11 protein-coding genes are annotated in these 13835 nt (G+C 68.9%); 5 read left to right on the top strand and 6 right to left on the bottom strand.

Features of this window, described 5'->3' with window-relative positions; genetic code table 11:
- Positions 1 to 4 precede the first annotated feature (4 nt).
- The 3 genes from LXT21_RS31585 (at position 5) to LXT21_RS31575 (ending at position 4689) form a co-directional block, all read left to right on the top strand.
- Entirely contained in the window at positions 5 to 1621 is a 1617-nt protein-coding gene (locus tag LXT21_RS31585; RefSeq protein WP_254041933.1) for an acyl-CoA carboxylase subunit beta, read from the top strand.
- Positions 1622 to 1635: 14 nt separating this feature from the next.
- Positions 1636 to 3639 (top strand): acetyl-CoA carboxylase biotin carboxylase subunit, encoded by a 2004-nt coding sequence (locus LXT21_RS31580; protein ID WP_254041932.1) that lies wholly within the window; start codon positions 1636 to 1638, stop codon positions 3637 to 3639.
- A 105-nt stretch (positions 3640 to 3744) separates the two neighbouring features.
- Positions 3745 to 4689 (top strand): zinc-dependent alcohol dehydrogenase family protein, encoded by a 945-nt coding sequence (locus LXT21_RS31575; RefSeq protein WP_254041931.1) that lies wholly within the window; start codon positions 3745 to 3747, stop codon positions 4687 to 4689.
- A gap of 30 nt (positions 4690 to 4719) precedes the next feature.
- On the opposite strand, the gene LXT21_RS31570 is transcribed toward LXT21_RS31575, so the two are convergent.
- On the bottom strand, positions 4720 to 5850 hold the full coding sequence (locus LXT21_RS31570; protein ID WP_407667074.1) for an MFS transporter: 1131 nt from the start codon (positions 5848 to 5850) through the stop codon (positions 4720 to 4722).
- Between the two features lie 450 nt (positions 5851 to 6300).
- Between LXT21_RS31570 and LXT21_RS31565 the strand changes: the two genes are divergently transcribed.
- Positions 6301 to 7314 (top strand): isopenicillin N synthase family dioxygenase, encoded by a 1014-nt coding sequence (locus tag LXT21_RS31565; protein WP_254041929.1) that lies wholly within the window; start codon positions 6301 to 6303, stop codon positions 7312 to 7314.
- An 11-nt stretch (positions 7315 to 7325) separates the two neighbouring features.
- The gene (locus LXT21_RS31560; protein ID WP_254041928.1) at positions 7326 to 7928 is read left to right on the top strand and encodes a hypothetical protein; all 603 of its coding nucleotides are present in this window, start codon (positions 7326 to 7328) and stop codon (positions 7926 to 7928) included.
- A gap of 4 nt (positions 7929 to 7932) precedes the next feature.
- On the opposite strand, the gene LXT21_RS31555 is transcribed toward LXT21_RS31560, so the two are convergent.
- The 5 genes from LXT21_RS31555 to LXT21_RS31535 all read right to left on the bottom strand — a co-directional run bounded on the left by LXT21_RS31555 (position 7933) and on the right by LXT21_RS31535 (position 13666).
- Positions 7933 to 8403 carry an NUDIX hydrolase gene (locus LXT21_RS31555; protein WP_254041927.1) on the bottom strand — a complete coding sequence of 157 codons (471 nt, stop codon included), beginning with the start codon at positions 8401 to 8403 and terminating at the stop codon, positions 7933 to 7935.
- Entirely contained in the window at positions 8400 to 9761 is a 1362-nt protein-coding gene (locus LXT21_RS31550) for a DUF2380 domain-containing protein (RefSeq protein WP_254041926.1), read from the bottom strand. Before LXT21_RS31550 ends, LXT21_RS31555 begins: the two co-directional genes overlap by 4 nt.
- A gap of 73 nt (positions 9762 to 9834) precedes the next feature.
- Positions 9835 to 10209 carry a metal-sulfur cluster assembly factor gene (locus LXT21_RS31545; protein ID WP_254041925.1) on the bottom strand — a complete coding sequence of 125 codons (375 nt, stop codon included), beginning with the start codon at positions 10207 to 10209 and terminating at the stop codon, positions 9835 to 9837.
- The gene (locus tag LXT21_RS31540; RefSeq protein WP_254041924.1) at positions 10206 to 11279 is read right to left on the bottom strand and encodes an amidohydrolase family protein; all 1074 of its coding nucleotides are present in this window, start codon (positions 11277 to 11279) and stop codon (positions 10206 to 10208) included. The genes LXT21_RS31545 and LXT21_RS31540 overlap by 4 nt, the downstream gene beginning before the upstream one ends.
- Positions 11280 to 11326: 47 nt before the next feature.
- Positions 11327 to 13666 (bottom strand): PAS domain S-box protein, encoded by a 2340-nt coding sequence (locus LXT21_RS31535; RefSeq protein ID WP_254041923.1) that lies wholly within the window; start codon positions 13664 to 13666, stop codon positions 11327 to 11329.
- Positions 13667 to 13835: the final 169 nt, after the last annotated feature.

Below are 13835 nucleotides of genomic sequence, written 5' to 3'. Positions count from 1 at the left end.
GTCGATGCCGAAAATCACTTCCAGGGTCAACACGGGCTCGGAGACGTTCCAGGCGCAGCGCGCGGACATGCTCGCGAGGTTGGGCGAGCTGCGCGGCGTCGAGGCCAAGGTGCGCGCCACCGAGGAGAAGGCGCGCGAGAAGTTCCACAAGCGCGGCCAGATGCTCCCGCGCGAGCGGCTGATGATGCTGCTGGACCGGGGCTCGCCGTTCCTGGAGCTGTCCACGCTGTGTGGCTACGGCTACCACGACGACAGCGACGGCTCGCTGGCGGGAGGCAACAGCATCGCGGGCATCGGCTACGTGTCCGGGGTGCGGTGCTTCGTCTTCGTGAACAACTCCGCCATCAAGGGCGGCACCGCGTCGCCGTGGGGCGTGCAGAAGGCGCTGCGCGGGCAGGCCATCGCGCTGCAGAACAAGCTGCCCATGGTGTCGCTGGTGGAGAGCGGCGGCGCGAACCTGATGTACCAGCAGGAGATCTTCATCCCGGGCGGGGAGACCTTCTACAACCAGGCGCGGCTGTCCGCGGCGGGCATCCCGCAAGTCACCGTGGTCCACGGCTCCAGCACGGCGGGCGGCGCGTACCTGCCGGGCCTGTCCGACTACGTGGTGATGGTGAAGAAGAAGGCGAAGGTGTTCCTCGCGGGGCCGCCGCTGCTCAAGGCGGCCACGGGCGAGGTGGCCACGGACGAGGACCTGGGCGGCGCGGAGATGCATGCCACGGTCGCGGGCACCGCGGACTACCTGGCCGAGGACGACGCCGACGCCATCCGCATGGCGCGCGAAATCGTGTCGAAGCTCGGGTGGAACGAGCGACTGGCGGCCCAGGCGAAGGCGCCCTACGCGGAGCCGCTGTACTCGCCGGACGAGCTGGCCGGCGCGATTCCTCCGGACTACCGCAAGCCCTATGACTGCCGCGAAATCATCGCGCGCGTCGTGGACGGCTCGGAGTTCACGGGCTTCAAGGACGCGTACGACGCGCACACCGTCTGCGGCTGGGCGAGCCTGTTCGGCGCGCCCATCGGCATCATCGGCAACAACGGGCCCATCAGCCCGAAGGGCGCGACGAAGGCGGCGCAGTTCATCCAGCTGTGCTGCCAGTCGAACACGCCCATCGTGTACCTGCAGAACACCACGGGGTACCTGGTGGGGACGCAGCCGGAGCAGGGCGGCATCGTCAAGCACGGCTCGAAGATGATTCAGGCGGTGGCCAACGCCACGGTGCCGCAGGTGACGCTGCTGGTGGGCGGCTCGTTCGGCGCGGGCAACTACGGCATGTGCGGACGTCCGTTCCACCCGCGCTTCATCTTCGCGTGGCCCAACGCGCGCACGGCGGTGATGGGCGGCGAGCAGGCGGCGAAGGTGATGTCCATCGTCTTCGGCGAGAAGCTGGCGCGCGGGGGCGAGGTGGTGGACGAGGAGGCCATCCGCGCCTTCACGCAGCCCATCGTCGACCAGTTCGACAAGGAGTCGCATCCCTTCAACGCCTCGGCGCGGCTGTTCGACGACGGCATCATCGACCCGCGCGACACGCGGCGGGTGCTCGGGTTCGTGCTGTCCATCTGCCGCGAGGCGGAGGGGCGGCAGGTGAACCCCAACAGCTTCGGAGTCGCACGCCTGTGAGAGGAGCGGACGGGATGGAGCGTTTCAACAAGGTCCTCATCGCGAACCGGGGTGAAATCGCGGTGCGGGTGATTCGCACCTGCAAGCGACTCGGCTTCCGGACGGTGGCGGTGTTCTCGGAGGCGGACCGGGGCGCGCCGCACGTGCTCGCCGCGGACGAGGCGGTGCCCATCGGCCCGTCGCCCGCGAAGGAGTCGTACCTGGTCATCGAGAAGCTCATCGGCGCGGCGAAGGCGTCGGGGGCGCAGGCCATCCACCCGGGCTACGGCTTCCTCTCCGAGAACGCGGCCTTCGCGCGCGCGTGCAAGGACGCGGGGCTGGTGTTCATCGGTCCGGACGCGGAGGCCATCACGCTGATGGGCAACAAGCGTCAGGCCAAGCTGCGGATGATCGCCGCGGGCGTGCCCTGCATCCCGGGCTACGAGGCCTCGGACGCGGACGATGACGCGCTGGTGAAGGAGGGCGAGCGCATCGGCTTCCCGCTGATGGTGAAGGCGGCCGCGGGTGGTGGTGGACGCGGCATGCGGCTGGTGCACGAGGCGTCGCAGCTGAAGGCCGCGCTGAAGGGCGCCCGCTCGGAGGCCACGAACGCGTTCGGCAGCGGAGAGCTCATCCTGGAGCGCGCGGTCATCAACGCGCGGCACGTGGAGATCCAGGTCTTCGCGGACGAGCACGGCAACGCGGTGCACCTGGGCGAGCGCGACTGCTCGGTGCAGCGGCGTCACCAGAAGATCGTCGAGGAGAGCCCGTCACCCGCGGTGCACCCGCTGCTGCGCGAGAAGATGGGGCAGGTGGCTGTCACGGCGGCCAAGGCGATTGCCTACAAGGGCGCGGGCACCATCGAGTTCCTGCTGGCGCCGAATGGCGAGTTCTACTTCATGGAGATGAACACGCGTCTCCAGGTGGAGCACCCCGTCACGGAGCTGATTACCGGGCTGGACCTGGTGGAGTGGCAGCTGCGGGTCGCCTCCGGCGAGAAGCTGCCGCGCGCGCAGGAGGACATCACCTGGACGGGCCACGCCATCGAGGTGCGGCTGTGCGCCGAGGATCCGGCGAACCAGTACGCGCCGCAGGCGGGGAAGCTGCTCACGTGGCGGCTGCCCTCGCGCGAGGGTGTGCGCATCGACCATGGCGTGCGCGAGGGGCAGGACATCCCGCCCTTCTACGACTCCATGCAGGCGAAGGTGATTGCGTACGGCGCGGACCGTGAGATGGCGCGGCGGCGGCTCGTGGAGGCGCTGCACGAGCTCACCGTGTTCGGCGTCACCACGAACAAGGACCTGCTGCTGCACGTGCTGGAGGATGGCGCGTTCCGCTCGGGGGCGTACGACACGGGCTTCATCGGCAAGCACGCGGACGGCGCGACGCTGGAGCGGCTGTACCGCACGAGCACGCGCGAGCGGACGCTGGCGGCGGTGGCCCTGTTCCATGACGAGGCGCTGCGGCTGTCGCGGACGCGCGGGGTGGATGCCTCGCTGATGAACTGGAACACGGCGTATTCGCACGCAGTGACGATGACGCTCGAGGACCGGAGCGGCGAGGCGAAGGTCTCCGTGCGCCCGGTGACGGCGGAGCAGTACGAGGTCGTCGCGGGCGAGGAGAAGCTGGAGGTCTCCGTGCTGGGGCTCGCGGAGGGCGTGTTCGACTACGCCGTCGCGGGGGCTCGGGGGCGAGGGCGGTATCTGCGCGCTGGGGACTCGCTGTGGTTGGACCTGGGCGCGGGGGCGCGGTGCCTCACGGACGTCACGTTCCGTCCGCCGAAGTCGGCGGAGGGGGCGGGGACAGGGCGGCTGCTCGCGCCGATGGATGGACGCATCCTGCGCGTGGAGACGAAGCCCGGGGCCACGGTGAAGCCAGGGGATGTGCTCGTCGTGCTGGAGGCGATGAAGATGGAGTTCCAGCTCGTCGCGGACATCCCGGGCACGGTGGAGGCGGTGAACGCCTCGGTGGGCGGTCAGGTGAGCGCCAAGCAGCTGCTGGTGGTGTTGACCCCGGAGGCGAAGCCGAAGGAAGCGTGAGGTCGCGAGCAGCGGGGTGCTCGCATCGTCGAGACATGGACGCTCGTCGGGCGTCCGTGTTGCGAGGCGTGGGGTGGGCGGCTACTCCGGCTGGCCATGCGCGCAATGGTGCTTCCCCGCTTCGGCGGTCCTGAGCTGTTCGAGGTTCGTGATGTCCCCGCTCCGACGCCGGGTCCCGGGCAGCTCGTCGTCCGTGTCCTGGTGTCGGGCACCAACCCCGTGGACGCGAAGCTGCGGCACGACGGCTCCTGGGCGGGGCTGAAGCCGCCTGTCGTCCTGGGCTATGACGCGTCGGGCGTCGTCGAGCAGGTGGGGCCGGGCGTCACCGACTTCAAGCCGGGGGACGAGGTCTTCTATACGCCGGAGATCTTCGGCAACCCACATGGCTCCTACGCGGAGCTGAACCTGGTGAGCGCGAGCATCGTGGCGCGCAAGCCGGCGAGCATCTCGCACGAGGAGGCCGCGGCGATTCCGCTGGCGGGAGGCACCGCGTGGGACGCGCTGGTGCGCAGGCTCCAGGTGCAGGTGGGTGAGACGGTGCTCATCCACGGCGGCGCGGGCGGCGTGGGCACGTTCGCGGTGCAGATTGCGAAGGCGGCGGGCGCGCGGGTGCTGGCGACGTCGGGCCCGGCGAACCTGGAGCTGCTGCGGGAGCTCGGCGCGGACCTGGCCATCGACTACCGCAAGGAGGACGTGGCGCAGGTGGCGCTGCGGGAGACGGGCGGGAAGGGCGTGGACGCGGTGTTCGACACGGTGGGCAGCAACATCGTCCCGAGCATCCCGGCGACGCGGGCCTTCGGGAGGCTCGCGACCATCCTGGATGTGAAGGGGGATGTGTCGGGGATGTACCCGCGCAACCAGACGTTGCACGGGGTGTTCCTCACGCGCGAGCGGCGTCGGCTGGAGGAGATGACGGCGCTCATCGAGCGCAAGCAGCTGCGTCCCGTGGTGGACCAGGTGCTGCCGTTGGAGAAGGTGGGAGACGCGCACCGCCGGCTCGACTCCGGGCATGGGCGGGGCAAGGTGGTGCTGAAGGTGGCGAGCACGTAGTCGCCCGTCACGAGGGGCCTGAGTGGAGGCTCAGGCCTCGCGTCGGTGGCTCAGCGCGAGGATGGCGAGGCCGAGGACACAGAGTGCCGCGCCCGCGGCGCAGACGCCCGTCCAGCCGGCGTGGGTCCACGCGGTGGTGCCGAGCCACGAGCCGGCCGCGCCGCCGGCGAAGTAGGTCACCATGTAGAGCGTGTTGAGGCGGCTACGAGCCTCGGGACGCAGGGCGTAGACGCGGGTCTGGTTGGAGATGTGGTTGCCCTGGACTCCCAGGTCGAGCAGCACCACGCCCAGGGCGATGCCCCACAGCCAGCGACCCAGCGGCCACATCACGACGAAGGACAGCAGCAGCACGCCGATGGCGAACATGTTGATGCGCCGGCCTCCGTGCGAGTCGGCGTAGCGGCCGACGACGGGGGCAATCAGCGCGCCCACCACGCCGACGACGCCGAAGAGTCCGGCGACCTGGGAGCCGTAGTGCTCGGGGAGACTCTCCAGATACAGGGCGAGCGTGGACCAGAAGACGCTGAAGGCGCCGAAGGTGAGGGCGCCGAGCACGGCGTGGATGCGCAGCACGGGCTCGGTGCGCGCCAGGTGCACGAGCGAGCGCATCAGCTCCGGGTACGGCATGGCGGCCACGGGCGGCTGCGAGGGCAGGGTGAAGCGCAGCACGATGGCGAGCAGGAGCATGAAGCCCGCGGCGAGCCAGAACATGGCGCGCCAGCCCAGGTGGGTGCCCACGAAGCCGGCGGCGGTGCGCGACAGGAGGATGCCGATGAGCAGGCCGCTCATCACGGTGCCCACCACGCGGCCGCGCTGCGCGGCGGGGGCGAGGTGCGCGGCGAAGGGGACGAGGAGCTGGGGGACGACGGTGGTGGCACCCACGAGGAAGCTGGCGATGACGAGCCAGGGCAGGGTGGGGGCGAGCGCGGCGCCGACGAGGGCGAGGCTCACGAGCGCGGACATGGTGACGATGACGCGCCGTCGCTCCAGGCTGTCACCGAGCGGGACGATGAGCAGCATGCCCGCCGCGTAGCCGACCTGGGTGAGCGTGGGCACGAGGCCGAGCATCCCGCCCGAGGCACCGAGGTCCCGGCCGATGTCTCCGAGCAGGGGCTGGTTGTAATAGAGGTTGGCGGCGGTCGCGCCGGAGGCGGCGGCCATGAGCCACACGAGCCCGGGGCTGAGCGTGGCGTGAGACGATTCAGGAGGTGCTGACGTGGACATGGCAGACGCGGCGCACTCTCCACCCGGGGACAGGTCGGGTCCAGCGCCACGTGCGTGACGTCACGCTCGCCTGCTCGGGATGTGCGGCACACGTCCGTGCTCGGGTTGCTCTCCATGGGACCACGAGGACCCACGCCACGCGGCAGTGGCGCTCCGAGGCGTCTTTCTTCGTTGTTGCCAGGAGTGCGTGCGCGGTTTCGTGTGTGCCCACAGAAGCAGGTGTCAGCGACGTGAGTCGCTGACCCGCGCGGAGGTTCTCTGCACACCCGCGACGCGCGACCCTGGTGGACGCTTGGGGCCTCGGGTGAGGACTGGAGCGTCGGCAGTGCCGCGTCAGGCGTCATCGACCCCACACGGTCCGAGTGCGGGCCGGTGTAGGCTCGGGGCATGGCCGGAGTCCCCTCCTCGTCCGGAAGTCTGCCTGTCATCGACATGTCCCCGCTGTTCGACACATCTGGTTCCGAGGCTCGGAGGCAGGTGGCGCGCGACATCGAGCAGGCGTGTCGTGACACGGGCTTCTTCTACGTCTCGGGGCATGGGGTGCCCGATGTGCTTGTCGCGCGCATGGAGGCGCTGAGTCACCGCTTCTTCGCGCTGCCGCGTGAGGCGAAGGAGGCCATGGACATGGCGCGCGGTGGTCCCGCGTGGCGAGGGTGGTTTCCGTTGGGAGGCGAGCTCACGTCGGGCAAGCCCGACCGCAAGGAGGGGCTCTACCTGGGCACGGAGCTGGGGCCCGAGCATCCGCGCGTGAAGGCGGGCTGGCCGTTGCACGGTGCGAACCTGTGGCCGGAGGACCTGCCGGAGCTGCGCGGCGTGGTGCTCGAGTACATGGACCGGGTCACGCGCGCGGCGCATGCGCTGATGGAGGGTGTGGCGGAGAGCCTGGGGTTGGAGCGGGACTACTTCCACCGTGCGTACACGGCGGACCCCACGGTGCTGTTCCGCATCTTCCACTATCCGGCGGAGCCGGAGCCCGTGGATGGTGAGGAGCGCTGGGGCGTGGGTGAGCACACGGATTATGGGTTGCTGACGCTGCTCGCGCAGGACGCGAACGGTGGGCTGCAGGTGAAGTCACGAAGGGGCTGGGTCGAGGCGCCGCCGATTCCCGGGACGTTGGTGTGCAACATCGGGGACATGCTCGATCGGCTCACGGGAGGTTGGTATCGCTCCACGCCGCACCGGGTGAAGAACGTGAGCGGAAGGGATCGGCTCTCGTTCCCGTTGTTCTTCGACCCGGACTTCGCCGCGGAGGTGCCGCCGCTGCCGAACGTGGCCGTGGATGAAGACCGTGCACATCGATGGGATGGTGCGAGCGTCCACGCCTTCAGTGGGACGTATGGGGACTATCTGCTGGGAAAGGTGTCGAAGGTGTTTCCCCAGCTCGTGCGGCGGGTGCTGTAGCCTCGGTTCATATGTCCCTCAAGCCCCAGCCCTACACGACGCTCCCTGGTGCGCGGTTCCAACCCCTGGACACGGAGGAGGGCCTCGAGCGCTACGACCTGCTCGAGGTCAGCGATGATTCGGTCGACTACGCGGACCTCTTCGGCGGAGGTGACGTCAACTTCGTGGTGCACGAGGGCTCGCTCTCGTTGAGTGGTCCGACGTCCGTGCAGAATGAGGAGCAGCGGGTGTGTGTCATCGAAGGCGACCTCATCGTCGACGGCCCGCTGGTGATTCACGACGTGGACGTCTATGTGCCGCTGTGGATCAAGGGCTCGCTGATTGCGCGAGACCTGTTGCTGGTCGACGACGCCCAGGTGTTCATCGAGGGGGACCTCAAGCTGTCCGGCAACCTCGTCACGGAGGTGACGGATGCGGCGCATCTGGTCGTCCACGGTGAGGCAAAGATCGGCGCGTGGCTGCGGCCGAGCGAGCGTGGCGCCATCTATCTCCCGGAGTCGGTGCCGGACCCCATCGAGGGTGATGCGCTCAAGGCGCGGCTCGTGCCCACGCTGAACTCGTCACAGTCCTGGTCCGAGCACGTGCTGGAGGGAAAGCGGCTGTTGCGCGACTGAGGGGTCAGGCTTCTTCGTCGGGCAGGAGCGTACGGAGAAGCTCGTCGTCGGGACCGAGTGGACGCCAGCCCGCGGGCGGGGGATTGGAGCGAAGCTCCTCCCTGGCAAGTCGGCCTCGCTCCTTATGGGTTTCAGGGATGAATCCAGCCCACAATCCAAGTGCCTTGGCGACCTTGAATCGATTGTCGTCATCCATCTCCGCTGGCCAGCCGTTGGGGAGGCTGCCCCATAGGTGGCGCACGAGCTGCCCGCGCACCAACCGAGTGACTCGATGGTTGCGTACCGCTTCGGCAACCAGTTCGTTGTACACCTGCACTCCGGAAACATCGTCCGGACCAAGTTCCTCGGCCAACGCAACCAACGATGCGGTGGGGCGAGCTTCAGCGAAAGCTGTGAGTGACTCGTAGCCTCGCGAACGGACGCGCTCATGGAGTCGTGCTTTCCAATTGCCCTGCCAGGAACGGCCGTCAGTCATCGGCTGCGTCCTGTCACGAATCTGATCGGAACGTCATAGATCTCCATGAGTTCCGCGACGATGTCGAGGACCTGATTCCGCGTCAACATCCGGCCACGTTCAACTTCGGCCGCATGCAAAGCCTCCATGGTCAGTCGGTTCCATTCCCCGGGCCACGTGCGTCCCAGCTTCCAGTTGCCTCCACCGTGAATCGCCTCATGGTGAGCCTGCTCCAACCGGACGCAGAACTGGTCGATGTCCATGTCCCCCTTGAAGCCGCGCTGCTCGAACCACTTGCGGTGCTCTCTCGGTAGTACATGGTGCTTCGGCGTGTCGGCCATGCCCGCGCCCGCTCTGTCCGTCACCCGCATGCCGCGCACCTCGGGGCTGTCTCCCAGCGCCTCACGCACGCCCTCGGGCAGGTCCTGATTCGCCTGGGCCATCAGCACCTGGCCACCGTGGATGCGGACCGCCGCGCTCACCGCCGGCGCGGAGATGACACCCGCCTGCACCAGCCTCCGCATCATCTCCACCCACTCCGCGGAGACGACGATTCGCGAGCCTGTCATCACCCCTCCCGAGCTCATCACCAGCCCCACTCCCATCGTCATGGGCGCGGCCGGAGGCACCCGGGGCAGCGACATCTTCAGCGTGGAGACCATCGCCGCCATCTCCAGCACCTGCACCGCCACCATCACCTTCCCGCCCACCTCCATCGCCTCGCGCGTCTCCCGACGAATCCCCTCGAACTCGCGCGTCAACGTCCCCATCAACACCGGCATCGCCGTCGCCGCCGCCTCGATGCGCACGGAGTCTTTTGACGCGAGCTCCTTCAGCGTGGGCTCCATCAACCGCTGGACCCGGTCCAGGTCCACGAACAACTTCTCCGACCCGCACACCGCGCAGTGTCGAAGCACCGCGTCCGCGAGCTGGAGGAAGTCCACCCACGTCGCCGCCAGCAGCGCTCCGAACATCGCCGCCTGCAGCCGAGGCCCCGCCATCCGGAGCAGCGCCAGCTCCATGTCCGGGTCCTCCACCTCCGAGGCCTCGCCCATCCACAGCATCGCGCTCCCCAGCTCGCCCCGAGCCCACGTCAGCTGTCGCGTCCCCTGCTCGAGATACCTCCCGAACACCCCATCGAACCCCCGGCCCCCGAAGTCCGACGGCCGCTCCTCGAGCACGACAAGCGCGGCGCGCGTCCCACCCAAGGAGCCCTTCACCTCATCGACGGAGTGAAGGACCGCGCCATGCACCGACGCCACGTCCTCGCGCCCACCCCGCGGCGAGCCCTCACCGAACCGCTGGTACCGCAGCAGCCCGTGGTCCTCGGAAGCACAGCCCATCACGAGCGACAGCAACACCACCATCCATCGCGCCATACCCATCCCAAAGCAAAGGGCCCGTCACCCACCCGGATGACGAGCCCGCTCCAATCCAGACGAACAGCACGCTTCAGCGCGACGTCGGCGCCTCACCGCGGGGAATCATCCGCCCCCCGAGCATCGTGATTCGCTTCGCCGCCAGCCGCTCCCGGGCCTCCGGGTGGATGTCCTGCGGCGTCCACTTCAAGTCGTGGTCGAACTCCACGTGCACGGACTCGACACCGTCCTGTCCCGTGAGCCGCTGCTCGATCTCCCGCATGAAGTACGCGGCCATCATGCACATGGGCGAGGTGATGTGCAGACGCACCGTCACCTTCCCCTCCTGGTGCACCACGCTCTCGATGAGCCCCATCTCCCCGATGCCCAGCGGCACGCCCGTGGCCAGGCTGCACGGGTCCGGGATCTCCTGGATGCGCTCGCGCAACGCGCTCTCCACGGCCGTCACGGCTGGCCCCCCTTGTAGCTGTACGGCTGGATGTTCCCCTGCGCCTTCTTGCGCGCGAACTCGTCGTTCGCGATGCGCTTCTTCACCGCGTCCACGTCCACGCCCGCGTAGCGCGCGTAGTTGTCGCAGAGAATCATCCGCTTCACCTCGGGCGTCACCTGCATGCCGCACACCTGGGTGAGCTCCTCGGGCAGCTGGAAGTCGTTCCAGAACTTCTGCAGCGCCGGCTGCGGGTGGCTGAACACCGTGCCGGAGCCCCACATGATTTTCCCCGGGCCCGCCCACTTGAGCAGCTGCGCCAGCGACTCCGCGAACCAGCGCTCGCGCTTCACCAACAGCGCCCCCGTCACCTCCAGGTTCACGTACACGTTGGGGAACAGCGACAGCTGCATGCCCGTCTCGTCCAGGAACGCCATGCCGCCGTGGACGATTTCGAAGTTCAGGTCCGGGAACGCATCCGCCGCGCCGCCGATGTCGTCGACCTTGTACGCCTCGATGGGCACCGCCCCCATCGGCAGGCCCTTGTGCACCGCGATGTTCTTGATGCCCAGCTTCTGCGCTCGCTCGAACAGCGGGAACGCGATGCGCGGGTCATCCATCCGCCAGCCCGTGTGCTTGAACGAGTCCCCCAGCCACGCCGCCGGATACAGCTTCAGCCCCGTGGGCTTGAGCTCCTCCGCCTGCTTCTCCAAATCCTCCAGCGCCGCCGTGCCGCGCAGCGGGTCCACGCCCGCGTACACCAGGAAGCGGTCCGGGAAGCGCCGCTTGATGTCGAGCGTCTTCTCGTACGAGCACAGCCCGTCCGTGTAGAGCGTCTGCAGCGGCAGCACGTGGTGCACCGCGAGGTCGATGTCGCTCTCCACGAAGAGGATGTGGGCCAGCTCGTCCACGGACCAGTCCTTCATGAACTGCTCCGGCTTCACGACACGGTGCGTGTCGCCGGACAGCCCCGAGTGCAGGCCGAAGATGAGCTGGGCCAGGGACTCGGCGTACTTGCCGGCGCGCCAGTTGGACGGGTGCAGGTTGTACGCGTGCGTAACCGCATCGATGACGAAACCGCCGCCAATCACCAGGGAACTCCCTTCAGGGGCGCGCCGGGACGTCCGGCGCGGTGGGTTCACTTCAAGCCGGAGACATCGCCGTCGACCCCGACGGCCAATACCTCTCCGACCAGCTGCTGAATCATCTGCGCGTCGAACGGCTTCTCGATGCGCGGGTTGGGGATGCGCTCCAGGAACTGTCGCGCCCGCGCCGTGTACGAGCCGCCCGTGATGAAGATGAAGCGCAGGCTCAACCCGGGCTCCCGCTCACGCACCCGCTCGTAGACGTCCATGCCGGTGATGCCCGGCATCATCAGGTCACAGAAGATGGCGTCGAACGGAGCACCCGAGTCCAGCTTCGCCAACGCCTCCTCGCCGCTGCTCACCACCGTCACCTGGTGGCGCTTGCCGATGATGCGCGCCAGCGAGCGCCCCACCGCGGGCTCGTCGTCGATGACGAGCATCCGACCGGCGCGCTCGGATGAGGGCGGGGGCAGCACGGGCACCTCGCGAGGCGCCGCGTCCGCGGGCGCGGGGGGCAGGAGCACCGTGAAGGTCGTCCCGCGTCCCGGCTCGCTGCGCACGGTGATGTCACCGCCCAGGCTGCGCATGATGCCATGGCAGATGGACAGACCCAGGCCCGTGCCCGAGCCCACCGCCTTGGTGGTGAAGAACGGGTCGAAGATGCGCGCGAGCACGCTGGGGGGCATGCCGCTGCCCGTGTCGCTCACGTCCACCGCCACGCCGCCGTGAGGCCCCGGGCGCACCCAGAGCGTCACGCGCTGGTTCGTCGGGTCCCCCTCGGGGATGGCCTGCGCCGCGTTGACGACGAGGTTCAGGAACACCTGCCCCAGCCGCGACGCGTCCGCGTGGACCCGCGGCACGTCCTCGTACCTCTTGATGACCTGGGCGCGCGGGCGCAGCTCGCTGGAGGCCAGCTTGAGCGAGAACTCGAGTGACTCGCGCACGTCGAGCAGCTCGCGCCGCTCCTCCTCCTGGCGGGAGATGTACTTCAAGTCCCGGACGATGTTGCGCACGCGGGTGGCGCCCTCGTGCGCCTCCTTGAGCAGCTCCACCGTGTCCTTCAAGGTCATGGACCAGCTCGGCGCGAGCGCGCCGTCGGGCAACGTCCTCCCCAGCTCTCCGCCCAGCCGGTGCATCGCGTCCAGGGCCGACTCCAGGTTGGCCATGACGTAGGTGAGCGGGTTGTTGATTTCGTGGCCCACGCCCGCGGCGAGCGTGCCGGCGAGCACCATCCGGTCCGACTGGAGCAGCTGGGCCTGCATGCGCTTGCGCTCGGTGATGTCGCGCGCCATCACCACCACGGCGCCCACGCCGTCGAAGTCCACGGGCAGCCCCGCGCTCTCCGCGTCGAACCAGGTGCCGTCGCGGCGCAGGTAGCGAATCTCGCGCAGCGGAGCCAGCTCGCCCCGAGCCACCACCGCGTGCACGCGCTGGCGCACCAGGTCCAGGTCGTCCGGGTGGACGATGGTCCAGATGGACCGGCCGATGAGCTCGCTGGCGTGGTCGTACTTCAGCGCGCGCAGCAGCGTGGGGTTCACGTAGACGAAGCGCTGGTCGCGGTGGACGAAGATGACCTCGGGCGCCGTCTCGATGAGCTTGCGGAAGCTCTCCTCGGAGCGGTGCAGGGCCTCCTCGGTGCGCTTGCGCTCGGTGACGTCCTCGAACGCGAACAGCCGGTAGCGGGACTCGTCGCCGCTGGCGCCCATGGGCGTGGACAGCCTGCGCAGCGTGCGGCCGTTGGTGAGCCGCGCTTCATCCGCGTGCAGCGGCGGCACGTCCAGCTGCGTCTCGGCGGAGACCAGGCGCAGCACGCTCGCCGCGTCACCCGCGCGCAGGCAGTGGCCGAGCACGTCCTCGTGGGACACCTGGCCCTTTCGAAGGGCGGCCTCCAGCGACTCGATGCCCCACAGCTGGCAGAAGCGGTGGTTGGCGTAGAGGACGGTGCCCGTGCGCACCTCCACCACGTAGAGCCCCAGGGGCAGGCTGTCGCTCATCGCCCACGGCGGCAGCGGGCCGCTGGCCTCGGACGAGGCGCGCCCCGGCTCGAGCGCGGGAGGCGACTCCAGCCTGCGCACCGTGCAGTACAGCGGGCCGCCCACCGCGGAGCAGGCCACGCTCCACACCAGCCAGGCCCACGTGCCGTCCCGACAGCGCCAGCGGCAGGAGAAGCGGGTGGTGCCCATCATCCGCGTCAGCGACTCCAACCGGGAGTCCACCGAGGCGAGGTCCTCGGGATGGATGAAGCCCCGATAGCCCTCCAGCCGCAGCTCCGTGGGGGACCAACCCACCGTCACGTTCCAGGCCGGGTTGGCTTCCAGAATCCGTCCCTGCGAGCCCAGCACCGCGAACAGCTCGGTCGAGAGCTCGAAGAATCGGTGAGCCCACTGCTCCATCAACATTGCGTTCCTTCGACGTCCTGAGGCTCGACACACCACGGCCCTTGGGGGGAGGGGACATGGCGTCGCTGGGTGCGTGACGGGGACTAACTTGCCTTCAGCGACATAGACACCATTTCTGGAAAAAATGCATGTCCGTATTTCTTTGACCCAGGGGTGTGAGTGG

The sequence above is a fragment of the Myxococcus guangdongensis genome, assembly GCF_024198255.1.
Classification (GTDB): domain Bacteria; phylum Myxococcota; class Myxococcia; order Myxococcales; family Myxococcaceae; genus Myxococcus; species Myxococcus guangdongensis.
The sequence above is the reverse complement of the archived record's forward strand: the minus strand, read 5'-3'. Positions and strand labels throughout refer to the sequence as shown.